The sequence below is a fragment of the Streptomyces sp. JNUCC 63 genome, from assembly GCF_054366325.1.
Map to the genome: position 1 here is coordinate 6,782,777 of NZ_CM135963.1, position 23,537 is coordinate 6,806,313.

Here is a 23,537-nt window from a genome sequence, read left to right on the forward strand (position 1 = left end):
TGCTCCCATGCCCTGGTACACGCTTCTCGTCCTGGCCGTCGCCGCCGAACGCCTCGCCGAACTCGCCGTCGCCCGGCGCAACGCGGCCTGGACCCGTGCCCGCGCCGGCGTGGAGCACGGCCGCGGCCACTACCCGGTCATGGTCGTCCTGCACACCGGTCTGCTCGCCTGCTGCCTCGCCGAACCCCTGCTCGCCCACCGGCCGTTCCTGCCCGCTCTGGGATGGCCCATGCTGGCGCTCGTCGCCCTGGCGCAGGCGCTGCGCTGGTGGTGCGTCACCGCACTCGGCCCCTACTGGAACACCCGGGTCATCGTCGTTCCCGGAGCACGCCTGATCGGCACCGGCCCCTACCGGTTCCTGCGCCACCCCAACTACGTCGCCGTCGTGGTGGAGATCGCCGCCCTGCCGCTGGTGCACTCCGCCTGGCTGAGCGCGGCGGCGTTCACCGTGGCCAACGCGGTCCTGCTCGCGGTCCGCGTCCGCTGCGAGAACACCGCCCTCACCGCGGCGGTGCCCGCGTGAGCGGCGGCCACGACCTGCTGGTCGCCGGAGGCGGTCCCGCCGGTCTGGCCACCGCCCTGCACGCCGTGCGCGCAGGCCTCGACGTCGTCGTGGCGGAGCCACGCCCGGCGCCGGTCGACAAGGCGTGCGGTGAGGGCCTGATGCCCGGCGCCGTCCGGGCCCTCGAGGCACTCGGCCTTCAGGTCCCCGGCCTGCCGATCAGCGGAATCCGCTACGTCCAGGGGTCCCGCCGGGTCCAGGCGGCATTTCGGCACGGCCCCGGCCTCGGCGCCCGCCGCACCGGCCTGCACGGCGCCCTGCACCAGGCCGTCGTCGACGCGGGCGTCCCCGTACTGCCCCTGCGCGTGGACGAGGTACGGCAGGACGCCACGGGCGTGACCGTGCCCGGGACCGGCCTGCGCGCCCGGTGGCTGGCCGCCGCGGACGGCCTCCACTCGCCGCTGCGCCGTTCCCTCGGCCTGGAGGTGAGGAGCGGCACGGCGCCCCGGTACGGGCTGCGCCGCCACTACGCGGTGCCTCCGTGGTCCTCCTACGTCGAGGTGCACTGGGGGCCGTACGGGGAGGCGTACGTCACCCCGCTCGGTCCCGCGCTCGTCGGCGTCGCCCTGCTGACGGCCCGGCGGGCCCCCTTCGACACCCAGCTGACCGCCTTCCCCGAACTGGCGGCCCGCCTTCCCGGCGAAGCGGCCGTCACCGCCGTACGCGGTGCGGGACCGCTGCGCCAGCGGTCCCGCACCCGCTGCCACGGGCGGGTCCTGTTCGTCGGCGACGCCGCCGGATACATCGACGCGCTGACCGGTGAGGGCATCTCCCTCGCCCTCACCGGCGCCCAGGCCCTGGTCGACAACCTGCGCCGCGGCACCCCCGGCCGCTACGAGACCGACTGGCACCGCGCCACCCGCCGCCACCGGCTCCTGACGGAACTCCTGATCAGAGCCCGCCGGCAGCCCGCACTCGCCTCACGCATCACCCCCACGGCCGCCCGCCTGCCACGCCTCTTCGCGTCAGCGGTCAACGCACTGGCGTGATGCCGCGCCGCCTTGAGGTCACACCTGCAGCAGGGCCTTGATGGCGCTGCGTTCGTCCATGGCCCTGTAGGCGTCGGCGGCCCGGTCGAGGGGGAGGTCGAGGTCGAAGACCCTGCCGGGGTCGATCCTCCGGTTCCAGATCAGGTCGATCAGCCGCGGCAGGTACTGGCGCACCGGGGCGGGGCCGCCGTGCAGGTGGACGTGGGAGAAGAACAGCTCCTGCCCGTCCAGGGTGACGCCGTGGGAGACGCCGACGTAGCCGACGTGGCCGCCGGGGCGAGTGGAACCGATGGCCTGCAGCATCGACTCCTGGGTACCGACGGCTTCGACGACCGAGTGCGCGCCCAGCCCGCCGGTCATTTCCTTGATCCTGGCCACGCCTTCGTCGCCGCGTTCGGTGACGATGTCGGTGGCGCCGAACTCGCGGGCGAGCCGCTGCCGCGGCTCGTGGCGGCTCATCGCGATGATCCTTTCCGCGCCGAGCTGCTGGGCGGCCAGGACGGCGAGCAGGCCGACCGCGCCGTCCCCGACGACCGCGACGGTCCCGCCGGGTCCGGCATGGGCCGCCACGGCGCCGAACCAGCCGGTGCCCAGCACGTCGGAGGCCGCCAGCAGGCTGGGAATCAGGTCCTCGGGGGGCATGTCCGGGGTGGCGACCAGGGTGCCGTCGGCGAGCGGGACCCGCAGCCGCTCCGCCTGGGCTCCCAGCGCGCCCATCAGCTCGCGGTGGACGCAGGAGGACTGGTAGCCGGCCCGGCAGATCTCGCAGGTGTTGTCCGATGCGAAGAACGAGCCGACCACGAACTGGCCGGGCTCGACGTTCCTCACCTCGCCGCCGACCTCCTCGACGACGCCGACGTACTCGTGTCCCATCGGCGCCGGTCCCTCGACCGCTTCGATCCCGCGGTAGGGCCACAGGTCCGATCCGCAGACACAACTCGCCGACAAGCGGATCACCGCGTCCGTCGGCGCGAGGATCCTCGGATCCTCGCGCTGCTCCACCCGGATGTCGCCGGGGGCGTGCATCACCACACCGCGCATGACTGCTGCTCCTTACGTGCCGGCTCGGCCTGCGGGGCGCTGCCGGGCGACCGCACTGTCACCCGGCTCGCCCGCCCGGGCGGTCTGCGCCCAGGGCCGCGGCCCTTTCGTCCGCAGCCGCGAAGGCGGACGAGGGAAAGCCGCACCACCCGGGTAACCGGCTTCCCACCCGCGCAGACAGGTTCTTACGCCTCCGGTGCGGGGCGAGCCGTCCGGACGATGAGGGAGCGGAGTTCTTCCACGGCCCGGGACCGTGTCCCGGTCAGTTCGGGCGACGACAGCACGGCCGCGGTGACGGGAACGGGGCGCGGTGTGCGGCTGAAGTGCTCGTCGACGGCGGTGATCAAGCCGGGGCACAGGCCCCACTCGCCGCCGATGACGACCATGCGGGGGTCCGCCAGTGAGACGGCCGCGGAAAGGACGCCGCCGATGGCCCGGACCAGCGCGGCGCGGACCCGCCCCGCCTGCTCGTCCTGGCCGGCGAGGAGCTCGACCAGTGCCGGGACGTCGATGGCGGTGGAGGAGGGCCGGCGCAGGCCGAGGACGGCGAAGACCTCGGTGAAGGCCATGGCCCGGCCGTCCGGACCCGCTGTGCAGAGGTGGGCGATCTCCCCCGCGAATCCCCTGTGCCCGCGCCGGACGACGCCGTCGCTCACCACGGCGCAGCCCAGGCCCTCACCGAGGTGCAGGTAGACGAAGTCGTCGACGCCCCCGGCGCAGCCGGCCCGGTGCTCGGCGCGGGCGGCCCAGTTGACGTCGTTGTCCACCAGGACGGGTCCGGACACGGTGGTCGCCAGGACGGCGGAGGGATCGAGGTCGCCGACGAGGAAGGGGGCGTCGGGCAGGTGCACGAGCCGGCCTGTCCCGCGGTCCACCGGGTCGGCGGCGCTGACCACCGCGAGGCGCAGCCGGCCGGGGATCCGCCCGGCCAGTTGTCCGGCTGCCGCGGTGAGGGCCTCGGCGGCCACCTGGGGCCCCGCGCTCGCCTCCAGCGCGGTGCGGACCTGCCCGTGGACGTGGCCGAGGGCGTCTACCGCTTCGGCCACCACTCCGTGCGGGGTGATGGCGGCCACCAGGGCGGCACCGAGCTGCGGGGCGAGGGAGTAGTACGAGCCGACCCGTCCGCGTCCGGTGGTGCGTTCGCCGGTGTCCACGACCAGGCCGGCCCGGGTCAGGCGCTGGACGCTGTCGGAAATCGTGGGCTTGGAGATCCCGGTGCGGGCGGAGATCTCCGCCCTGGTCAGGCGCGGGTGGGCCATGAGAGAACGCAGCACGTTCTCGTCGGTCAGGGCGCGCAGCATCTCCAGCGACGGCTTCGGAGGGGTCATGCACACCACTCTAGTAAGGGGTCTTGCCTAAAAGTGGTGAGATGCTTACCGTCATATCTAGTAAGGAGTCCTCACCAAAGGAGTCGGGCGATGACGCTCGCCGCTGAGCCGCACCACGCCACCGCCCTGCCGCACTGGCAGGAGGCCCCGGCGGACCTCACAGCCGCCATCCGCGAGATCAAGCCCGCTCTGCGGGCCCGTATCGAAGCCTCCGGCCGCACCGTCCAGGAGGTGTTCTCGGCCGTCGAGCAGCGCATCGAGGCCCGCGTCGCCGAGATCGAAGCCGACCGGGAGCGCGGCGAGGAGGTGTGGCCCGTCCTGGACTACGACGCGATCGCCGGCGGAACCGTCACGCCGGCGGACATGGCCGAGCTCAAGAAGCGCGGCTGCCTCGTCGTACGCGGCCACTTCCCGCGCGAGCAGGCGCTGGCCTGGGATGCCGGCATCGTCGACTACGTCGAGCGCAACAAGTTCTTCGAGAACTACGCCGGCCCCGGCGACGACTTCTTCGGCAGCGTCGGCTCCAAGCCCGAGATCTACCCCGTCTACTGGTCCCAGGCCCAGATGCAGGCCCGCCAGTCCGAACGCATGGCCACCGTCCAGTCCTTCCTCAACTCCTTCTGGAAGCACGCCTCCGACGACGGCACCCAGTGGTTCGACCCCGACCGCGACGCGATGTACCCCGACCGCATCCGCCGCCGTCCCCCAGGCACCGACTCCTCCGGCCTGGGCACGCACTGCGACCCCGGCACCCTGGACCTGTGGATGACCCAGGAGTACCAGAAGGCGTTCCGCCACCTCTTCGACGGCACCGCCGAGCAGTACGACCCCTGGGACGCGGCCCACCGCACCACCGGCCCCCAGTACCCCGGCTCCACCATGTGCTCCGCGTTCCGCACCTTCCAGGGCTGGACCGCCCTGTCGGACATGGACGCCGACCAGGGCGTGCTCCACACCGTGCCGATCCCGGAGATCATGGCCTACCTGCTCCTGCGGCCCCTGCTGCCGGATGTGCCCGAGGACTCCATGTGCGGCGTGCGTACGAACCAGGTGTTCCCCGTCACCAAGCGCTGGCACCCGATGCTCCACCGGGCCCTGACTCCCATCCCCGACGTCAAGGCCGGCGATTCCGTCTGGTGGCACTGCGACATGATCCACAGCGTCGCCCCGGTCGAGAACCAGAAGGGCTGGGGCAACGTCATGTACATCCCCGCCGCTCCCTGGTGCCCCCGCAACGAGAAGTACGCGGCCTCCGTCAGGGAGGCGTTCGCCACCGGCTCGAGCCCGACCGACTTCCCCGAGGAGCACTACGAGCGCTCCTGGAACGGCCGATTCACCGTTGGCCAGCTCAACGACACCGGCCGCCGGGGTCTGGGCCTCGACTGATCCGGCACGAGCGGGCCGCCCGAGAGGCGCCTGACGGTCGAAAGACCGGTCAGGCGCCTCTTGCCGTGTGTCTGGAAGAAGCCGAACTTCTTCGGTGAGTACGACACCAGGAGGTTCTTCGTCCGCTGGTGGTACAACGGCAGCGCATCGCTGACCAGCGCAAGCGGCGTCTGTCTCGGCTTTGGCGGGACCGCCGGCCCGGAAATGGCCCGGATCTTGACCGATGCGGTCCCTCGGACTGGGTGGCCGTCCGGCGCCACGCAGCGGTCGGAGCCGGAAGAGGGGACCTGATGCATCCGCTCGCACTCTGGTGTGACGTGTCCATCGGCCGAGACCGTCCGATGGTGTACCGCCGAGTGGTGTAGCAGTGATCACCGCGAAAGTGCAGCTCGCGGGCCTGGTTCGAGCGGCTGACCATCGGGCCGACCTGACGCGGTGTCAGTGCATTACTGCCCGAGGCGCTGCGATGCCGGCGTTGACGCGGCCTTCTTCGAGGCCGGGCCCAACAGGCGCGGCGATGGCGGTCACGACGACCGCCCCGACCCGACGGCCAGTCAGGCGATGGTGGCGTCGGGACGAGCCGGCTTGGGACACGACCTGCAGCTTCCCCTTGATCGCTGCTACACCGCATGGCAGGACATGGCCATGCCACGAGGCTCGGCCTCCACGGCACGGGCGACCTGGAGATGCAGCTATGCACCTCAGGATCCGGAGCGTGCCCGGCAACTGTTCCGCACGAGCTACGCGGCGGCGTGAAGATCACGACGCGCGACGAGTCGAATAGATGGCCGTCTCGGCGATGCCTTTCGACATACGGGCAGGTAGTGGCGGTGGACCATCAATGATCCGCGGGATCGCCGGTTTGGCTGACTGGCGATCCCGCGCCATGTTGCTCCGCTTCAAAGCAGTCTGCGTTTATCTGAGCTTGACGCATCATGCCGCTGTGGAACGTCGGTCCCGAATCGGACGTCGTCAGGGGCTGGGCGCTTGCCTGAAGTCGGCGAGCGCGCGTCCCATGCGCGCGAGTGCTTGACGCAGGATCGCCGGTGAGGTTGCGAAGTTGAGGCGTACGCATCCCGCGCCGCCGGTGCCGAAGGCGTGTCCGGAGCTGAGGGCGACGCGGGCTTCGTCGAGGAACATCCTCGCCGGCCCGGCGAGGTCGCTCACGATGCCCGGGCCGTCGGACGGGCGGTCGTCGTGCAGTTCCAGCCCAGTACAGTCCAGCCAGGCGAGGTAGGTGCCCTGGGGCGGGATGTACCCCACGCCGGGGAGGTGTTCGTCGACCAGCTTGCCCAGCAGGCTCCGGTTGTCGTCGAGCCCGAGCAGGAGTTCGTCGAGCCAGTCGGCGGCGTCGCGGAACGCTGCCGTGTGGGCGAGGATGCCCAGGTGGCTGGGGCCGTGGCCGACTTCTTCGGGCATACGCCGAAGGTCGTCCGCGGCTTCGGTGCCGGCGACGGCGACGGCGGCCTTGAGACCGGCCAGGTTCCATGCCTTGGACGCGGAGGTCAGGGCGAAACCGTTCTCGGAGCCGGGAACGCTGAGAAAGGGTGTGAAGACGGCTCCGGGCAGCACCAGTGGGGCGTGGATCTCGTCGGAGACCACCCGGACACCGTGTCTGCGGGCGAGCGCGGCGATCGCTTCGAGTTCCGCGCGGGTGTGGACGACACCGGTCGGGTTGTGCGGGTTGCTCATCAGGAATGCCGCGCGGCGGCCGTGGCGTCGTGCGCGTATGAACGCGTCTTCGAGGCCGGCGAGGTCGACCCGCAGATCGGGGCCGAGACGGGCCTCGATGACGTCCCGGCCGTCGTGCGCGACGAACGCGTAGAACGGGGGGTAGACGGGTGAGCAGACGACGACCGCGTCGCCGGGGCCGGTGATGAGGCGGAGGATTTCGACGATGCCCAGCATGACGTCGGGCACGATCGCCGTGTTCTCCACGCGCAGGCAGTCCCACCGCCATCGCGCGGCGGCGAACGCGGCGACGGCTTCGGCGTAGGCGGTGCCGTAGGGGTATCCGGTGTCTCCCCGCTCGACGGCCCGGTGCAGGGTGTCGGCGATGGCGGGTGCCAGGGGGACGTCCATCTCCGCCACCCAGAGGGGGAGGACGTCCTCGGGGTGCGTGCGCCACTTCATGCTGGTGCGCTGTCGCAGCTGTTCCAGGGACAGCTGGACGAGCGGATCGGTTCGGCCGTCGTCCCCGGATTCGGAGGCTGCCTGGTTCGCGGACTCGCTCATGCGGTGCTCCCCTTGCCCGGCCGGACCGGGCCTGTGCGGTGGCGGTGTGGTGGTCTTGCCGGACGGGTACGGAGGCATGCCTCCGGGGTGGGCGGTGGGGGGTGTGGCGCGCGTTCCGACGGCCCGTGCGCCTGGCGGTCGGGCGAGGCAGCCGGCCGGCCCGGCCCCGAGGGCCTTCCGGCAGGGCGCCGGTCTCGGGCCTGGAGCCGCGGCCGTCCACGATGATCCTCCCGTCCTCCGTGAGGTCGAGCTGCCCGTGGGCGACGGGGTGGAAACACCGTCGCGGCGTGCCCCCTCCTGGTCAGTGACGGCGGGGACGGCAACGCCCACGACCACGCCGACCGGGCCGACGCCGGGCTCAGCTGCGCGGCGTAGCGGAGTCGGCGAGGCCTGCCGGCCGTCGGCGATCAGCCGTGCCGGTCCGCCCACGAGCGGCGCGTAGGCCGCGACGGTCAGCCGGGCACGCGTCATCGTGGGTGTCGCCGCCCTGCTGACGGGTCTTGGCGACCTGGTCGTGCTGCAGGGCGATCAGCGGCGACACCACGACGGCAGGGCCGCCGAACATGACGGTCGGCACCTGATGGATCGCCGACTTGCCGGAACCGGTGGGCATGACGACCAGCACGTCGCGACCATCGAGCAGCGCCCCCATCGCCTCCGTCTGCTCGGGGGACAGGCCACTCCACCCGAAGCGTTCCCGGGCGATGCGGCGCAGCTCGGCGATCCGGTCGCGCGTGCCCGTGGCCGCCCGGGCCGGCGGGCTCCCAGTGTGCCGGGTCATGGCATGTCCGACCGGTCCGCCGTCCGCTCAGGTGGTACGCATCGGCGGTGGGCGGTGGGCGGTGGGTGTGGCTCTCACTTGCACTGTCGCGAAGCCTCCTTCACGACCCCGGGACACTCTCGCGAGCCCGGCCCGGGTATCCCCGTGGCTGCCGGAATTCAGGAGTACGGCGACCGGATCGAGACGCGCATCCGCCCGGCGCCGGGGGACCGCGGGACGGAGTTGGCGGTGCGCCTCAAGGAACTGCGGCCGGAGGCCATGTACTCGGCGCCGGCCTGGCTCGCCGGTGCCGACCCGGGCCGAGATCTGCGTCGGGTCCTGCGCGAGGTCAAGGCGTTGCTGGAGGCGGGCGAGGTCCCGCAGCCCGACGTGCCACCCACCACGCGCGACACCCCGGGCGGGAAATTCGTCGGGCTGCTGGGCCGCCGCCCGCGGCTTCGTTTGCCGTCTGCGCGGGCGGGAACCCGGCAGGACGGTTTACGCGCTGGCCGAGCGCTGCAGCCACCTCGCGGGACCGCTGTCCGAGGGAACCGTCGCGGACGGGTGCGTCCAGTGCCCGTGGCACGGCAGCGTCTTCCGGCTCTCGGACGGCTGGAACGTACGCGGCCCCGCCACCGCGCCTCAGCCTGCCTTCGGCACCCGGATCGTCGACGGCCACGTCGAGATACGCCTGTGCCGGCAGAACCGGGACGAGTGAGCGGAGAACGACGGGCAAGCGGACCGGCAACGGACCGGGACAGGAGCGGGCACAGCCCATGGACACAGCAGCTGACAGCTGCCTCCGTACGACGTCTGCACGGGCTGCTGCGGCACACGGAACGGGACTGTCCGGCAGGGCACGACCGGCCGCTCGGTGGCTGTCTCGCGGCCGTGGCGGGCTTCGCGGCGTACACGGCGGCCTGGGCCACGGCGGATCGGCGACCTGCCCCTTCCGCATGACCGTCTGGGTGGCCTCGACCCTGACGCCGGCCGGCTGCCCCGGCCGCGCGCGACACGTACCGCCATGGGCACGCTCGCCGCTCTCGCCGGGGCGGACACACCGCAACTGGCGTGCAGTGCGCTGATGGAGAAGACCGCCGGCGAGTGAACCCGCTGAGTCGGCCGGGGCGGGCATCCGGGAATGCCAGGCTCCCGATCCGGCCTGGTTGCGGCGGGCAGCGGACGGCGAGGGTCACCCCGACGAGCAGCAGGATCAGGTCGGCGATGTCCCGGACCCAGTCGTACTCGGGGAACGGCAATCCTCGACCGTCTCGTCCCACAGTTTCCCGAATCCCCGGGCCGGTGAGGGGCGTACAGAGCCGTCCTCGGAGAGGGGAACAGCTCTCGCCGCCGTCTGCCTTCGCTGGTCGGGCCGGGCGCCACCCGGGATGCGATGCTCATCCTGGCGCGTAACGTGGAAAAGGAGACGCAAGAGACAGAGAGACCAGGCACCCCTTCTGTCACCGCCGGGAATTCGCGGGCGATGACCGATGGAGGTGGGCGAGACATGGCGTTGGCTCGAAGCTGCGCCGTCGCCCACAGCCAGAAGGAGGGATTCTCGTGGGTGCAGCACCGGAGACCCCGCAGAAAGCCGAACTGACGGAGGAGCAGACGCGCGACACCGAGCGTCAGTGGTTCCTCGATGCCGACACCGGGGAGCTGAAGCCGGAGGAGTATTCCCATCGCGACCGGCAGGCCGGGCCGCGCCCGGTTCGAGTGGCCCGCTGGACCTTCGATTGACCGATCCGCCCGAGGACCGCGTCTGGGCTCGCCACCGTCGGCGTACGGGAGCGGTGTTGATCGTCGGCGCGGGAGCGGTCGGCGGATTTCTTGCCGAAGAGCTCGCACGGATCGGATTCAGCCCGCTCTGGCTGGTCGATCCCGACATGCTCGCGGTGGAGAATCTGATTCGTCACCCACTTGGTGCTCCGGCCCTGGGACAGCCCAAAGCCCTGGCACTGGCTGGGAAGATCCGTCGCGACTTCCCGTCTTGTGACGCCACCGGCCGTCATGTGGACTTCCTCGAGTTGCCTGCGGACCAGCAGCGGTCGCTGGTGGGTGGCGCGGACGTGGTGGTGGCGGCGACCGACTCGGCCGCGTGCCAGCGCCACGTCAACCGCGTGGCCCTCGCAGTGGGCAAGCCCGCGGTGTATCCGGCGGTCTGGGTGGACCCCAGGATCCGTGACGCCGAGGTCGGCGAGATCCTGTGGGTGCTCCCCGGCAGGCGCACACCCTGTTACGAGTGCGCGGCGGCGTTCCGGCGGGCGACGGCCGATACCCAGGCCGCTCGCGGTGCCCGGGTGGACATCCAACTCGTCGCCCTGGCCACGGCCCAGGTCGTGATCGCACTGGCGCACCCCGACGACGACCGCTCGGCGATCCTCGATCCGCAGCGCACCGCCATCTACCTCCACGGACTGACGCCCACCTCACCGGGTGTCCGGGCCACCTTCCCCAACACAGGGCTGAGCAGCCGAAACGTCCGGGTTCCCTTCCCGTCCCGGCCTTGCGCTGCCTGCCGTGGCTGGCGCCATGTGGCCTCTTCCCCGGCATCGGCCGCTGTGGGAACGGGCGGGCGGCCCGGCGATGACGGGGTACGTGGGTGGCCCATCTTCGCTGCCATCGTGTTGTGCATCGTGGTCCTGTTCATCGTCTCGCTCGCCCACGGTACGCACAGGTAGGGCCAGTGGTACTGAGAGTGCTGGTGCCCATCGCATCGTGCCGCGCGGACAGCCCGGCGGTCGGTTTCAGTACCGGCAGGCCCCGTCGGTGTCTTCGGAACCGATACCGATCACGTTCGACCAGATCATGGATCGGCCGCGTGGGGGGCTCGACGAGCGACATCCTCTGTCGGGTACCCCTGACAGGGCCCAGGAGCGGCGAGCAGGCGGCGCGCGATACGCAAGTGGCGGCGGCCGCGGTTCGGGTGAAAGGACGGTGGCAGGCCGGTGGGGAGGTCGGGACACGCGCGGGCGCCGGCCTGCAGCGCCCAGCACGCGCCGCCGGCAGCAGTGGCCGGCGGCAGGCGAATGAGCTGACGCGCGTCTGTGCATGGAGCGGAGTCGGCCTGACCGATGGGTTCAGCCGCGACCTTGCGCACCGGCACGACGTTGCCGGGCGAGGTGGGGCGGGCGACGAGGGGTTCGAGCGCGGAGAGGTCGATCTCGTCTGTGAGGTCGTAGACGGCGTCCGGCTCGGCGGTGAGCTCACGGAGGTCGGCTTCGCGGTCCTCGGCGCGCAGGAAACCGCGCGCCGTGGCATCGGAGGGAAGACGGAGGTGGTGGTCCCCGGGTCGGCGCCCGTGTCGGCGATGACGTGCCGGTCCATGGCGGTCGGTCCCGCAAGGCCCGGGCCGTGGTACTCCGGGATTCGGTTGACCGCTCCCTCGACGCTGTGTCGCCGCAGCAGTCCCAGTACCACGTCCTTGGCGCTCACCCAGTCCGGCAGGCGGCCGGTCAGACGGACCCCTCAGATCCCCGGCATGGTGATGTGCAGGGGCCGTCCGGCCATGGCGAGTGCAGTTCCAGGCCGCCGGTGCCGGGGGCGAGCATGCCGAGCGAACCGGCGGCGCAGGTGTGCGAGTCGGATCCGGCCGGCGTCTTGCCGGGGATGCCGAAGTACTGCATGTGGGTGGGGTGGGAGGCGCCGTTGCCGGGCTTGGAGTACCGGATGCCGAAGCGACGGCAGGCGGAGCGGAGGAAGGTGTGGTCCTCGGCGTTGTGCTCGTCCGCCTGGAGCAGGTTGTGGTCGACGTACTGGGCGCCGGCCTCGGTGCGGACCCGGTCCAGGCCGAGGGCCTCCGGTTCCTGCATCACCAGGGTGCCGGTGGCGTCCTGTGTGGGGGGCTGGTCGATCCGCAGGCCGATCTCGTGACCTGGTTCCATTCGGCCGTCGACGAGGTGATCGGTGATGAGCCGGTGTGCCGGCGTGCCGTGGGAGAACGCCACAAGGCCAGGGCGCGTGTGTGTGCTCCGGAACGGCAAGCCGGCACCGAGGCACTGCGAACAGCGTGGGAGGCGTCTGAACGGGTACCGGGCGTGCCCTTACCCGCTACGGCTGTTCGGGAGCCTGCCCGGGACCGGGGAGCGGTTCGAGTTCGGTCACTGCGTACTCGATCCGGACGTTGTCGGCCAGTTTCAGCGCGCCCAGGAACGCGCTGTACGGCTTGATCCCCCAGGTGGACTGGGTGACGGTCGCCCAGCCGCACACCATCCCATCCCCGTCACTGCCCCCGTGCACGGTCACCGGGTGGCTCCGGCCTTTGATGGTGAGGTCCCCCGTGATCTCGAAGGACTCGGGCGTTCCCGTGATGCTCGTGGAGCGGAAGGCGATGGTCGGGTGCTGTGCGGTGTGCAGCAGGCCCTCGCCCTTCAACGTCCGCTTGATCTCCTCCTTGTCGGCGTCGGTGAGGGGTTTGAGCCCTCCCGTCCCCTCCCGGACGGTCAGCGATCCCGTCTCGACCGTCACGGTCACCGACGACTTCCCGGGATCGCTCGCGACGACCACCGCGTTCCCGGACCATCGGGTGGCCTCGATCGTGAGGTCGTGCCCCGCCTTCCGGCCGAGCCCAGCGCGGCTGGTCTTGATCAGCAGGTGGCCGGCAGGCGGCCCGAACCCGTACGTTCCGTCGCTCAATGTCACAAAATTTACTGTATGTGACGAGTGCGGTGCGCCGCCTGAGGTGTGCGTGTAAGACGGTGGCCGCTCGGGTGGAACTCGAACAGAACCGGTATGGCTCACGGGCTGCTCTGCGGAGTCCTGGAGGGCGTTTTCTCCCAGTGTTTCATCCCGGAACAGCCGTTTGATCCTGCGGTGTCGGGTCGCGCCAGGAGATGGTCCTGCGGCTTCACTCTAGCGGCGGTGGTGCTGCCGGCGCCGTTTGAGGGCCAGGCCGCCCAGTACGGCCGCCTCGCTGGAACCGGTGGTTGAGCAGCCCGTTGATCTCCAGGTCCCTACTTCCGTGACGCGCTGACCAACAACGCTCATAAGGGGGCGAACCAGGGGTGCTGGCTGTGTTGCTTCGCGCGGATGTCTGCCCTGGGCCCACCACTGGTGAGGAGGCGCTGATGAGGGAGAGTTCCCAAGTCGTGGTGGTGACGGGTTCCAGCGGTGGCATCAGTCGTGCCGCGGCGCGGGCGTTCGCGGCGCGAGGGGCGAAGGTGGCGCTGCTCGCGCGGGGTGGGAAGGGGCTGGAGGGAGCCGCGGAGGAAGTGCGGGCTGCCGGGGGAACGGCATTGCCGCTGAGCGTGGACGTCTCCCGCTTCGAGGACCTGCAGGGGGCGGCACAGCGCGTGGAGGAGGAACTCGGGCCGATCGATGTGTGGGTGAACGCGGCGTTCACCTCCGTGTTCGCTCCATTCATGGAGATCCGGCCGGAAGAGTTCAAACGGGTCACCGAGGTGACGTTCCTGGGCTACGTCTACGGAACTCGGGTGGCGCTGGAGCGGATGCTGCCCAAGGACCGGGGCACGATCGTGCAGGTCGGCTCCGCGCCGGCTTACCGGGGCATCCCGTTGCAGTCGGCGTACTGCGCGGCCAAGCACGCCGTCCAGGGATTTCACGACTCGCTGCGGTGCGAGCTGCTGCACGACAAGAGCAACGTGCGGGTCACGATGGCACAGGTTGCAACGGCCGTCCAGCGGTGTCCAGCCGGTCCAGGCTATGAGCGAAGCTGCAGGTCAGGGCTGTGTGGTCCCGGAGGGTTCGTCCCGTCAGTGAGGCGTGTGTGAGACGACGAAGCTCCGCCGGAGCTGTGGGCGGGGCTACGACGACGCGCCGCGTCCGGTGCGGCCTCCGCCGCGCACTCGAGCTTTCTTCGCGGCGCGGCCTGCCGCTGAGGATTGTTGACGCTGTGGACGAGGTGAGCCGGCCGGCCGGTCGCCGACCGTTTCGTGCCCGGCCCCGGTGGACCGGGGCCGGGCCTGTCGTCGTGGCTTTCGCAGCCCCGGCTGGTCGGTCCACGGTCCACGTAGCCGGGATGGCCTTCGACGTCCGGTGTTCCAACCGGTCCTGGAGATCGAAGGCCGCCGCGGTCGGCGTGGCAGAAGGCGCGGGAGAGGGGGACTGCCGGCACGTCCTTGCCTTCGCCTGCCGACCCTCCGAAGCAGGAGCGGCGCGAGTACGACCGAGTCGGCATGCGTCGCGTCGACGCTCTCCGCGATCGCCGTCACTCGGTGGCGTTCCTCTTCGCCGGGGCTCTCCCACGGCGTTCACCCGCGTGGCTGTCCCAACTGCCGGTGGGGCGGCTCAGGCGATGCTCGACTCGACGGCGCCGGCATCGAGCACCGCGGGTCCGGTCTTGGCCCGGACCTCCTCGACGGTGACGTCCGGGGCGAGCTCGACCAGGCGCAGACCGTGGATGGTGACGTCCAGGACGCACAGGTCGGTGATGATCCGCTGGACGACACCCTTACCGGTGAGGGGCAGGGAACACTCCTCGACGATCTTGAAGCTGCCGTCCCGGGCCACGTGCTCCATCAGGACGACGACCTTCTTCGCGCCGTGGACCAGGTCCATCGCCCCGCCCATGCCCTTGACCATCTTCCCGGGGATCATCCAGTTGGCGATGTCGCCGGTGGCGGAGACCTGCATCGCGCCGAGGACGGCGGCGTCGATCTTGCCTCCGCGGATCATCCCGAAGGACGTCGCGGAGTCGAAGAAGCTCGCGCCGCGGCGTACGGTCACGGTCTCCTTGCCGGCGTTGACGAGGTCGGGGTCGACCTCGTCCTCGGTCGGGTAGCGGCCGGTGCCGAGGATGCCGTTCTCCGACTGCAGCACCAGCTCCACGTCATCGGGCACGTGGTTCGGGACGAGTGTCGGGAGCCCGATGCCGAGGTTGACGTAGTCGCCGTCCTCGAGTTCCCGGGCCGCGCGTGCGGCCATCTGCTCACGCGTCCAGCTCATGCGCGTGCACCTTCCTCACTCATGCCCGTACCGTCCTCTTCTCGATCCGCTTCTCGGCGGCCTGCTCCGGGGTGAGAGCGACGACCCGGTGGACGTAGACGCCGGGGACGTGGACCTCGTTGGGGTCGATGTCGCCGGGCTCGACCAGGTGCTCGACCTCGGCGATCGTGATCCGGCCGCACATCGCCGCGAGCGGGTTGAAGTTGCGGGCCGCGTCCTTGAAGACGAGGTTGCCGTGCCGGTCGCCCTTCCAGGCCCGCACCAGCCCGAAGTCGGCCACGATGGCACGCTCGAGCACGTGGTCGAGGCCGTCGAAGGTCTCCACCGTCTTGGCCGGGGAGGTCACCTCGACGGTGCCGTCGGCTGCGTACTTCCAGGGGATGCCGCCTTCGGCGACCTGGGTGCCCACACCGGTGCGGGTGTAGAACGCCGCGATGCCGGAGCCGCCGGCGCGCATCCGCTCCGCGAGCGTGCCCTGCGGGGTCAGCTCGACCTCCAACTCCCCGGCGAGGTACTGCCGGGCGAACTCCTTGTTCTCCCCGACGTAGGAGGCCACCACCCGGCGCAGACGGCCCGCGCCGAGCAGGATGCCCAGACCCCAGTCGTCGACGCCGGCATTGTTGGACACCGTCTCGAGCTCGTCCACACCGGCCTCCGGCAACGCCTGGGTCAGCACCGCCGGGATGCCGCACAGTCCGAATCCGCCCACCGCGAGGGTGCTGCCCGAGGGGATGTCGGCGACCGCCTCGGCGGCCGAGGCCACGACCTTGTCCATCACGCCACCCCCGTGGTCGGAACCAGACGTTCCCGCAGCGCCTGGGGAACCGGTGCCGGGCGGCCGTCGGCGTCGACGTGCACGACGGTGTGTTCGCCGCGCACGCAGACGCCGGCCGGGCCGGTGACGGTCCAGGTGTAGGTGATAGAGCTGTTCCCGACGTGTTCGACCTCGAGACCGACGGTGTACTCGTCACCGGCCGTGAGCGGCCGGTGGTACGAGGCCGCCGTCGCGCGACGGGGGAACCTGCCGATGTCGATGTCCGGAAGCACCGAGCGGTAGAGCGCGTGCTCGGTGTTCTCCGCCCACCGGTACGCGGCGGTGTGGTGGAACCGGCCGGAGGCGTCGGTGTCGGACCAGGCGACGATGCCGGACGTGCTGTGGACGCTCATGCCGGCACCTCGTCGAGCTGCTTGAGCCCCAGCATGTCGCGCGCCTCGCGCGGGGTGGCGATCTCGTAGCCGAGTTCGTGGATGATCCGCACGGCGCGCTCGGTGAGCTCCAGGTTGGTCGCGAGCCGGCCTCGCGAGTAGTAGAGGTTGTCCTCGAGGCCGACCCGCATGTGGCCGCCGAGGAGCAGGCCGTGGGTCGTCGCCGGAAGCTGGGTCGGCCCGATGCCCGAGACCCCCCACACCGTTCCCTCGGGAAGGTGCTCCACGAGCAGCTGGAGGATCTTGGGGGTGTACGGCAGGCCGCCCTGGAAGCCGCGCTGGCCGCCGAGCACGATGTTGCAGTAGTACGGCCGGGAGTCCAGGCCCTCGGCGGTCAGGGTGGTGAAGTCGGACAGGATGTGCCCGAGGTTGAAGACCTCCCACTCCGGCTTGATGCCGCGTTTGGTCATCTCCTCCAGCAGCCAGCGGGAGCGCTTCGGCGTCGTGGTGACGAGGTACTCCCGTTCGGCGGTGCTGGCCGTGATGGTGTGCGAGTCGAGGGTGGCCATCTCGCAGCCCACGCCCTCGATGCCCCTGATCCGTTGGTGCCAGTCGAGTTCCCAGAGCTCGTCGTTGAGCCGGACCGGCATGTCGCCGTGGATGCCGCCGCCGGTGGAGTTGTTGATGATGATGTCGGTTCGGGCCCGGATCAGGGAGTTGATCTCGGAGTAGACCTCGGGATCGCAGGTGGCCAGGCCGTCCTCGCGGCGGGCGTGGACGGCCACGACACTGGCTCCGGCCTCCCAGCAGCGGGCCACGTCGTCGGCGATCTCCTGGGGGGTGACGGGCAGGTGGGGACTCTGCTCCTTGGTGGCCATGCCACCGGTCGGGGCGATGGTCAGGATGATTTTGCGGCTCATCGGTTGTCTCCCGCGGTCGTGCCGGCGCGTTCGAGCGAGGCGAGGTCGAGTTCGAGGTCGTGGAACGGCTCCTGGTCGCTCAGGTGCACGTCGACCGCGAGCAGGGCACCGGTCCGCGGGCAGGCCCAGCCGGTGACCGTCAGGTCGTGGTGGAGGGTCGCGCCGACGGACGGTGGCAGGGACAGGGCGAACCGATGGGCTCCCTCGCGCCACCTGGTGGAGCCGGAGGAGAGCACGACGCCCTCGGGGGTGCGCACCTGGAACTGTCCGGTGTCCGTGTCCCGGACGAGGAGGAGCCGGTCACCCAGCCGTACCGCGTCGTCGGGAACCGCCTCGGTGACCGCCACCGGGTCCATGACGGCGGCCGGCTCGACGCCCAGCCGGGCGGCGCGCTGTTCGCGGCGGGCGGCGGAGGTGGCGGTCGCGTCGACCGACCCGCCGTCCCCGGAGAGGACCACGCCGTAGGTCTCCCGGGCCTCCTCCGGTGTGACCAGGCCGTAGTGGATGTCGTCCAGGACGTCGGCGGGGCCGCGGTCGAGCGGGTCGCCGATGCCGCCGCCGCCCTGCCAGGTCACCTCGAACAGGTCCGCCGGGGTGATCGGGAAGGAGCCCGGCTTCGGGCCGAGGTTCCGGGGTTGTTCCCCGCCGGCCCGGAAGCGCTGGCTGACCATGGCGCCGGGCAGGCCGCCGCCGAGCCCGGTGGAGTTCGGCACCTCGGCGCCGTGCGTCATCACGAGCGCCTCGGCCCGAGGCACGGAGACGGTGACGCCGACCTCGGCCCCGAGGCCCCCACGGCGGCGACCGGCGCCCCCGGTATCGGGGGCGAGACGCCGGTAGTGGTAGAAGAGCGGGGTCTTCTGCTCGTTGACCTCCACGTCGGCGATCGAGGGACACGGGGCGTTGATCGGTCCGGCGGCGTTCTGCCCGTCGTGGTCGGCGAAGGCGCCGAAGCCGCCGGCCAGCGGGTCCATCAGGTGGAGGCCGAACACCTTTCCGTGCCGGTCGCGGCCGGAGAGGTTGAAGGTCGCCATCGTGCCGCTGCTGACGGCCTGGGCGCGGTGCGCGTACTTCGGCGAGGCGAGCAGCAGCCGGTTCAGCGCCGCGGAGACGACGTTGCTGACCGTCCAGACCGCCTCGACGGTGGCGGACCCGACCGGTGCCGGCGGTACGGCGGTGCAGACCAGGCCGTCCGGCGCCGAGATCTCCACCGGGCGCAGCAGGCCCTCGTTCCACGGGATGCCGAAGCCCAGGGTGGGAATCACCGCACCCGCGACGCCGCCGGCCAGGCCGGCGCGTGAGGAGTTCACGAAGCCGTTGGCCTGGGGCGAGGAGCCGGAGAAGTCGAAGTGCAGACGGTCACCGCGTTTGGTCAGCACGCAGTCGATGGTGAAGAGGAGGTTCTGCTTGCCGTCGTGCTCGAGGAAGTCGCGGGTGTGGACGACTCCGTCCGGCAGTTCGCGCAGGCGCGCGCGCATCAGCGCCTCGGCGTCGTCGACCATGGTGTGCATCACCGACAGCACAGTCGACTTGCCGTACCGGTGGGAGAGTTCGGTGAGTCGCTCGGCCGCGACGTTCAGGGTGGCGATGAAGGCCCGGATGTCGAGGCCCACCTGGTCCGGAAGGCGCGAGGCGGTGAGGATCATCTCGAGGACGTCCTCACGCAGTTCACCGCCGTCGACCAGCTTGACGGCCGGGATGCGCAGACCCTCCTGCCACACCTCGGTGGCCTTGGGCGACCACGAGGCGAAGTCCATGCCGCCGATGTCGGTCTCGTGCGCCATCACGCCGGCCCACCCGAGCAGTTCGCCGCCCACGATCAGCGGTGCGCACATCTGTACGTCGTTCTGGTGCAGTGCGCCGATGAACGGGTCGTTGCCGATGATGCGGTCGCCGTCCTTGAGCTTGGTGCCGTTGCTCAGCAGGTGCCGGATGAGCGATCCCACGGGGGGCGCCTCGAAGGTCACCTGGTGCCCCATCGTGACGAACGCGCCGTCCGGCAGGTAGATGCCGGTGAAGAAGTCGCTCGCCTCGGTCACCGTCGGGCTGCCGCTGACCGACTGCAGCGCGAGCCGCATCTGGTCGGTGATGGCGACGAGGCGGCTGCGGACGACCTGGCGGATCACCGGGTCCGTGCTCGCGCCGTCCAAGGAGACGGGGGCGACGTCGATTGCGGCGGTCATGTCAGTTCACCTTCACGTGGATGAGGCCGAGTGCGTCGGTGGTGGCGACCCCACCCGGGGGGACCACCACGACGCACCCGGGAAGCTGGACGAGCGCGGGACCGGCGATCTCCTGACCGGCCGCCGGCCGGCGGCCGGCGTACACGGCGGTCTCGTCGGGCCGGTCGGCGTCGTCGAACACGACCGGACGCGTCCCGAGCCGGGTGAAGGGCTCGCCCGTGGCGTGGCCCTCCGCCCCGGCCGCGGGCAGTGCCGCCACCGAGCGGACCGAGAGGATCTCGAACCCGGCTTCCCGGAAGCCGGATCCCTTGCCCCACAGCTGCTCGTACTCCTTTTCGAAGCGGAGGAGGAGCTCCGCGACGGCATCCTGGTCGGGCGAGGCAGTCACGGTGACGTCGACGTGGTGGGCCTGGCCGAAGTAGCGGATGGACGCCGTGTGGGTGACCGTGCCGAGCTCGGGGTCGGGAAGGGCCGCGAGGGCGCGCGCACGGGTGTCGTCGAGTGCGTCGGCGATGACCCGCGCGTCCTGGGCGCTCGGGCCGGCCTCGGCGAGCACGCGCCGGTAGCACGTGCGGGAGGCCGTGGTCTTCAGGTCGGAGGTGCCGGCGCCGAAGGCCGACTGCGCCGTCGCGGTCGGCGGCACGATGAAGCCGGCCAGGCCCGCCTCGCGGCACAGGGCCCATGCGTGCGACGGCCCGGATCCGCCACCGGCGACCAGGGTGAACTCCCGCGGGTCGTGACCGCGCTCGATGGTGACGGCGCGCAGCAGGTCGGCCATCGCGTTGTCGAAGACGACACGGATCGCCCGGGCCGCTTCGACGGGGTTCAGCCCGAGAGGTGTTCCGACCTTGTCCGCGATGGCCTGCTTCGCGGCTTCGCGGTCGAGGACGATGCCTCCGCTGCCGAACTGCTCCGGGTCGAGCACCCCGAGGACGAGATCGGCGTCGGTGGTCGTCGGCTCGGTGCCGCCCTTGCCGTAGCAGACCGGGCCGGGCTCGGCACCGGCGCTGCGCGGCCCGACGCTGAGCACGCCGCCCTCGACCGCCGCGATCGAGCCGCCGCCGGCGCCGATCGAGGCGATGTCGATGCTCGGCACGCGCATGTCGGCGCCGCCGAAGGTGACCTCGTCGCTCATCAGCGCGACGCCGCCCGCGATGACGCCGACGTCGAAGCTGGTGCCGCCGACGTCCATGGTCAGGACGTGCGGGGTGCCGAGTTCCGCCCCGAGCTTCTGGCCGGCCACGACGCAGGACGCCGGACCGGAGAGCAGGTTCGACACGGGCCGCTCGGTGACCGTCCGCGCCGGGACCACGCCGCCGGCGCTCGTCGTCATCATGATCGGGGCGGTCATGCCGAGGGCGGCCAGCCGCTCCTCGAGGAGAGTGAGGTAGCGCCCCTGGACCGGCCCGAGTGCCGCGTTCGCCACTGTGGTCGAGGCGCGGGCGTACTCACCCACCGAGGGCGCGACCTCGTGGGAGAGGGAGAGGAAGACGCCGGGCAGCTCCTGCTCGACCAGCCGGGCGACGGCGAGTTCGTGGGCCGGGTTCTCGGTCGCCCACAGCAGACAGACGGCGACGGCCTCCACCCCGATGTCCCGCAACCTGCCGATCGCGTCGAGCACGCTGCCCTCGTCCAGCGGCGCGCGGACGACGCCGTCCGAGTCGATGCGCTCCGCGATCTCGACGACCTGGGTGCGGGGCACCAACGGCGGGACCTGGCCGCGCAGATGGTAGTCGCCCAGGTCCAGGCCCTGCAGGCCGGCCGTGCCGCGGCGCAGCCTTCCTATCTCCAGGACGTCGCCGAAGCCGGCGGTCGTGATGAGCCCGGTCCTCGCCGAGCGTCCGGTCAGCAGCGCGTTGAGGCCGACGGTGGTGCCGTGCCCGAACCGGGTCACCCTGGAGCAGAGTTCGCCGGTGCCGAGCCCGACGGTCTCGGCCGCCAGGTGCACGGCGTTGATCACGCCCGTCACCACGTCGGGGGTGGTCGGGGACTTGCACACCCAGGACTCGCCGTCCGGGGACCGGAGCCACAGGTCGGTGAACGTGCCACCGACGTCGGTGCCGATCGCCCAGCCGGAGGCGGGGGTTGTGGTGGTCATGGCTTCCTTTCAGAGTCGGTCGGCGACCCAGTCGGCGATGTAGTGAGCGGGAACGGCTTCGTTGTCCGCGCCGGCGTGCGACGCACCGCCCTCGGCACGGCTGAACACCTTGAAGCGGCGGTCGGGACTGTTGACGGCGTTCTCGTACTCGGGCACGGCGAACTCCATCGGGATCTGCCGGTCATCCTCGCCATGGGTGACGAGAAAGGGGACGGTGATCTGCTCGACGACGCCCTGAAGCGTCATGTTCGGGGCGAAGGCCATGAAGTCCTCGAGGCCGTCCTTGCCGAACACCCACTGCACGTGGTCCCAGTAGTGCGGCACGGGGTTCTCGCCCTCGCGCTGCAGGCGGCGCTTCTGGAGTTCGCCCCAGTTGTAGTTGGCCCCCCAGACCGCACAGAGCTTGAAACGCTTCTCGAACGCGGCCGCGCGCGGGGCGTAGTAGCCGCCGAGCGAGACACCGCTCATCCCGATGCGCGTGCCGTCGACGTCCGGCCGCGTCTCCAGGTAGTCGACCGCGGCACTCGCCCAGCGCTCGCTGTCGTGGACCGCGTGGAGTCCGCGCTCGCGGAGCGAGGCGCCGGTGCCCGGCTGGTCGACGCAGAGCGTCGCGATGCCGCGGCGCGCCAGTTCCCGCGGGAGGCCCAGCCGGAACAGCATCTCCTTCATCGAGTCCAGGCCGTTGCAGAAGACCATCACCGGGTAGCCGTCCGCCGGGGGCTCGCCGTCGGCGGGGACGAACAGCGCGGGATACGAGGTGCCCTCGTAGGGGACCTCGACGAACTCGGCGCGCTCCCCGCCGTGTTCGATCGCGAGCCGGCACGTCCGGACGGACTTGCGGTAGGCGGCCTCGCGCGGTGCGTAGTGACGGCTCTGCATGCGTTCGGCGACCAGGTAGTAGACCGAGGCGCGGGCGTAGCGCGCGGCGGCCGACAGGGGGTGCCCCTCGGTGAGATCCTGCTCGGCCTGCCGGACGAGTCCGTCGGCGAAGTCGCACCACGACCGGAAGAACTTCTCGGTGCCGGCGTCGTCCCCGTCCCTGGCCGCGTCGACGAGCGGGGCGCAGATCTGCTCGATCTCGCCGATCTGGCCACCGCAGTTCATGGCGATGCTGACCGACAGGCTCCAGACGTAGTTGGTCGGGAAGTAGCGGAACATGGTCACTTCCCGACGCGGTCGGCGGCACCGTTGCTGATCACGGCGCGGTTGAACACGCCCTGGTCGGCGACGACGGTCTGGCCGGTCATGGTGGTGTTGTTGCGGGAGGCGAGGTAGGCGTAGAGCGGCGCGTAGTCCTCCGGGGTCGGCAGGGTGGGCAGGAGGGCGAGGGTGAGGAACTGCGCCTCGAAGTCCTCCTTGGGGATGTCGGACTGCTTGTTGTTCTCAAGGCCGAGCGCACGGGGGCCGCGGAGCTGGCTGTTGGCGATGCCCGACGGGGCGACGCCGTTGACCCGCACCCTCGGTGCGAACTCGAACGCGAGCTGGTTGACCACGCTGCGCACCGCGCCCTTGGCGGCGGTGTAGAAGAGCCCGCCGCCGTCGGCGGCGTAGGCCGCGGTGGAGGAGGTCAGCACGATGGAGCCGCCCGTCTCCTCCAGGTCGTCGACGAAGACCTTGGCGGCCAGGATGTAGCCGAGGGTGTCGACGTGGAACACCTCGTCGAACAACGACTCGACCCTGTCGAGGGGGACGTCGCGCAGCGGGATGTTGCCGTCGAAGATGCCGTGGGCGCCGACGAGGGCGTCGATGCGGCCGAAGCGGTCCAGGACCGCCTGCCGGCAGGCGAGGAGGTCCTCGGTGCGGGTGACATCACCCTGGACGAGGAGCACGTCGTCGCCGAACTCGGCCTTGAGGTCGGCCAGTTTGTCCGCGGAGATCTCCATGACGGCGACCTGCGCGCCCTCGCCGATGAAGTGGCGGGCGATCCCGAGGCCGAGGCCGGAGCCGCCGCCGGTGATGAGGACGACATGGTTGTCGAGCATCTGCATG

Annotated in this window: 19 protein-coding genes and 3 pseudogenes; 7 read left to right on the forward strand and 15 right to left on the reverse strand. The window is 71.2% G+C overall.

The genetic code is table 11. From position 1 onward, the window contains the following. Positions 1–7 precede the first annotated feature (7 nt). Together ACX25U_RS31335 and ACX25U_RS31340 are read left to right on the forward strand one after the other, a co-directional pair. A complete protein-coding gene (locus tag ACX25U_RS31335) occupies positions 8–523 on the forward strand; it encodes an isoprenylcysteine carboxyl methyltransferase family protein (RefSeq protein WP_454385019.1) in 516 nt (171 codons plus the stop codon). Next, a complete protein-coding gene (locus ACX25U_RS31340) occupies positions 520–1,551 on the forward strand; it encodes an NAD(P)/FAD-dependent oxidoreductase (RefSeq protein WP_454385021.1) in 1,032 nt (343 codons plus the stop codon). Before ACX25U_RS31335 ends, ACX25U_RS31340 begins: the two co-directional genes overlap by 4 nt. Positions 1,552–1,569: 18 nt before the next feature. Here ACX25U_RS31340 and ACX25U_RS31345 read toward each other — a convergent pair whose 3' ends face one another. Continuing rightward, positions 1,570–2,592, reverse strand: a complete 1,023-nt coding sequence (locus ACX25U_RS31345) for a zinc-dependent alcohol dehydrogenase family protein (protein WP_454385022.1) — start codon at positions 2,590–2,592, stop codon at positions 1,570–1,572. Between the two features lie 185 nt (positions 2,593–2,777). After that, positions 2,778–3,920: an ROK family transcriptional regulator gene (locus ACX25U_RS31350; RefSeq protein ID WP_454385024.1), complete on the reverse strand. Its 1,143-nt coding sequence runs from the start codon at positions 3,918–3,920 to the stop codon at positions 2,778–2,780. A gap of 90 nt (positions 3,921–4,010) precedes the next feature. Between ACX25U_RS31350 and ACX25U_RS31355 the strand changes: the two genes are divergently transcribed. Then, positions 4,011–5,306, forward strand: coding sequence for a DUF1479 domain-containing protein (locus ACX25U_RS31355; protein WP_454385026.1), 1,296 nt, complete (start codon positions 4,011–4,013; stop codon positions 5,304–5,306). 972 nt (positions 5,307–6,278) lie between these two features. On the opposite strand, the gene ACX25U_RS31360 is transcribed toward ACX25U_RS31355, so the two are convergent. Together ACX25U_RS31360 and ACX25U_RS31365 are read right to left on the reverse strand one after the other, a co-directional pair. Continuing rightward, positions 6,279–7,541, reverse strand: coding sequence for a MalY/PatB family protein (locus tag ACX25U_RS31360; protein WP_454385027.1), 1,263 nt, complete (start codon positions 7,539–7,541; stop codon positions 6,279–6,281). Between the two features lie 493 nt (positions 7,542–8,034). Next, positions 8,035–8,322, reverse strand: a pseudogene (locus ACX25U_RS31365) (DEAD/DEAH box helicase); the annotation flags it as partial. A gap of 478 nt (positions 8,323–8,800) precedes the next feature. Here ACX25U_RS31365 and ACX25U_RS31370 point away from each other — a divergent pair. From ACX25U_RS31370 to ACX25U_RS31380, 3 genes and pseudogenes are all read left to right on the forward strand, one after another. Continuing rightward, a pseudogene (locus ACX25U_RS31370) lies at positions 8,801–9,094 on the forward strand (Rieske (2Fe-2S) protein); the annotation flags it as partial. Between the two features lie 767 nt (positions 9,095–9,861). Next, positions 9,862–10,041, forward strand: coding sequence for a hypothetical protein (locus tag ACX25U_RS31375; protein ID WP_454385029.1), 180 nt, complete (start codon positions 9,862–9,864; stop codon positions 10,039–10,041). Between the two features lie 56 nt (positions 10,042–10,097). After that, on the forward strand, positions 10,098–10,982 hold the full coding sequence (locus ACX25U_RS31380) for a HesA/MoeB/ThiF family protein (RefSeq protein ID WP_454385031.1): 885 nt from the start codon (positions 10,098–10,100) through the stop codon (positions 10,980–10,982). Here the strand turns inward: ACX25U_RS31380 and ACX25U_RS31385 are convergent. The 3 genes from ACX25U_RS31385 to ACX25U_RS31395 form a co-directional block, all read right to left on the reverse strand. After that, the gene (locus ACX25U_RS31385) at positions 10,948–11,736 is read right to left on the reverse strand and encodes a hypothetical protein (protein WP_454385032.1); all 789 of its coding nucleotides are present in this window, start codon (positions 11,734–11,736) and stop codon (positions 10,948–10,950) included. The two genes, ACX25U_RS31380 and ACX25U_RS31385, sit on opposite strands and share 35 nt — an antisense overlap. A 20-nt stretch (positions 11,737–11,756) precedes the next feature. Beyond that, complete coding sequence (locus tag ACX25U_RS31390; RefSeq protein ID WP_454385033.1) at positions 11,757–12,248, reverse strand: aconitase family protein; 492 nt, start codon at positions 12,246–12,248, stop codon at positions 11,757–11,759. 103 nt (positions 12,249–12,351) lie between these two features. Beyond that, the gene (locus ACX25U_RS31395) at positions 12,352–12,942 is read right to left on the reverse strand and encodes a YceI family protein (RefSeq protein ID WP_454385035.1); all 591 of its coding nucleotides are present in this window, start codon (positions 12,940–12,942) and stop codon (positions 12,352–12,354) included. Positions 12,943–13,367: 425 nt separating this feature from the next. Here ACX25U_RS31395 and ACX25U_RS31400 point away from each other — a divergent pair. Continuing rightward, positions 13,368–13,925, forward strand: a pseudogene (locus ACX25U_RS31400) (SDR family oxidoreductase); the annotation flags it as partial. Positions 13,926–14,547: 622 nt separating this feature from the next. Here ACX25U_RS31400 and ACX25U_RS31405 read toward each other — a convergent pair. Genes ACX25U_RS31405 through ACX25U_RS31440 form a run of 8 tightly spaced genes read right to left on the reverse strand, consistent with a single transcriptional unit; the run spans position 14,548 to position 23,536 of the window. Beyond that, complete coding sequence (locus ACX25U_RS31405; protein WP_454385037.1) at positions 14,548–15,204, reverse strand: CoA transferase subunit B; 657 nt, start codon at positions 15,202–15,204, stop codon at positions 14,548–14,550. 19 nt (positions 15,205–15,223) lie between these two features. Next, on the reverse strand, positions 15,224–15,979 hold the full coding sequence (locus ACX25U_RS31410) for a CoA transferase subunit A (RefSeq protein WP_454385039.1): 756 nt from the start codon (positions 15,977–15,979) through the stop codon (positions 15,224–15,226). Further along, on the reverse strand, positions 15,979–16,371 hold the full coding sequence (locus ACX25U_RS31415; RefSeq protein WP_454385041.1) for an acyl-CoA thioesterase: 393 nt from the start codon (positions 16,369–16,371) through the stop codon (positions 15,979–15,981). The genes ACX25U_RS31410 and ACX25U_RS31415 overlap by 1 nt, the downstream gene beginning before the upstream one ends. Further along, entirely contained in the window at positions 16,368–17,270 is a 903-nt protein-coding gene (locus tag ACX25U_RS31420) for a 3-keto-5-aminohexanoate cleavage protein (RefSeq protein ID WP_454385043.1), read from the reverse strand. Before ACX25U_RS31420 ends, ACX25U_RS31415 begins: the two co-directional genes overlap by 4 nt. Further along, positions 17,267–19,450 (reverse strand): hydantoinase B/oxoprolinase family protein, encoded by a 2,184-nt coding sequence (locus tag ACX25U_RS31425; protein WP_454385045.1) that lies wholly within the window; start codon positions 19,448–19,450, stop codon positions 17,267–17,269. The genes ACX25U_RS31420 and ACX25U_RS31425 overlap by 4 nt, the downstream gene beginning before the upstream one ends. A gap of 1 nt (position 19,451) precedes the next feature. Further along, the gene (locus tag ACX25U_RS31430; RefSeq protein ID WP_454385047.1) at positions 19,452–21,548 is read right to left on the reverse strand and encodes a hydantoinase/oxoprolinase family protein; all 2,097 of its coding nucleotides are present in this window, start codon (positions 21,546–21,548) and stop codon (positions 19,452–19,454) included. 9 nt (positions 21,549–21,557) lie between these two features. Beyond that, on the reverse strand, positions 21,558–22,706 hold the full coding sequence (locus ACX25U_RS31435; RefSeq protein ID WP_454385049.1) for an alpha/beta hydrolase family protein: 1,149 nt from the start codon (positions 22,704–22,706) through the stop codon (positions 21,558–21,560). Positions 22,707–22,708: 2 nt separating this feature from the next. Next, a complete protein-coding gene (locus tag ACX25U_RS31440; RefSeq protein ID WP_454385051.1) occupies positions 22,709–23,536 on the reverse strand; it encodes an SDR family oxidoreductase in 828 nt (275 codons plus the stop codon). Between the last annotated feature and the right edge of the window lies 1 nt (position 23,537).

Excerpts from the sequence above, each read along its gene's own strand:
- ACX25U_RS31425 (WP_454385045.1), bottom strand. The coding sequence starts at position 19,450 with ATGACCGCCGCAATCGACGTCGCCCCCGTCTCCTTGGACGGCGCGAGC.
- ACX25U_RS31345 (WP_454385022.1), bottom strand. The coding sequence starts at position 2,592 with ATGCGCGGTGTGGTGATGCACGCCCCCGGCGACATCCGGGTGGAGCAG.
- ACX25U_RS31360 (WP_454385027.1), bottom strand. The coding sequence starts at position 7,541 with ATGAGCGAGTCCGCGAACCAGGCAGCCTCCGAATCCGGGGACGACGGC.
- ACX25U_RS31415 (WP_454385041.1), bottom strand. The coding sequence starts at position 16,371 with ATGAGCGTCCACAGCACGTCCGGCATCGTCGCCTGGTCCGACACCGAC.
- ACX25U_RS31440 (WP_454385051.1), bottom strand. The coding sequence starts at position 23,536 with ATGCAGATGCTCGACAACCATGTCGTCCTCATCACCGGCGGCGGCTCC.
- ACX25U_RS31430 (WP_454385047.1), bottom strand. The coding sequence starts at position 21,548 with ATGACCACCACAACCCCCGCCTCCGGCTGGGCGATCGGCACCGACGTC.
- ACX25U_RS31405 (WP_454385037.1), bottom strand. The coding sequence starts at position 15,204 with ATGAGCTGGACGCGTGAGCAGATGGCCGCACGCGCGGCCCGGGAACTC.
- ACX25U_RS31335 (WP_454385019.1), top strand. The coding sequence starts at position 8 with ATGCCCTGGTACACGCTTCTCGTCCTGGCCGTCGCCGCCGAACGCCTC.
- ACX25U_RS31410 (WP_454385039.1), bottom strand. The coding sequence starts at position 15,979 with ATGGACAAGGTCGTGGCCTCGGCCGCCGAGGCGGTCGCCGACATCCCC.
- ACX25U_RS31435 (WP_454385049.1), bottom strand. The coding sequence starts at position 22,706 with ATGTTCCGCTACTTCCCGACCAACTACGTCTGGAGCCTGTCGGTCAGC.
- ACX25U_RS31420 (WP_454385043.1), bottom strand. The coding sequence starts at position 17,270 with ATGAGCCGCAAAATCATCCTGACCATCGCCCCGACCGGTGGCATGGCC.
- ACX25U_RS31355 (WP_454385026.1), top strand. The coding sequence starts at position 4,011 with ATGACGCTCGCCGCTGAGCCGCACCACGCCACCGCCCTGCCGCACTGG.
- ACX25U_RS31350 (WP_454385024.1), bottom strand. The coding sequence starts at position 3,920 with ATGACCCCTCCGAAGCCGTCGCTGGAGATGCTGCGCGCCCTGACCGAC.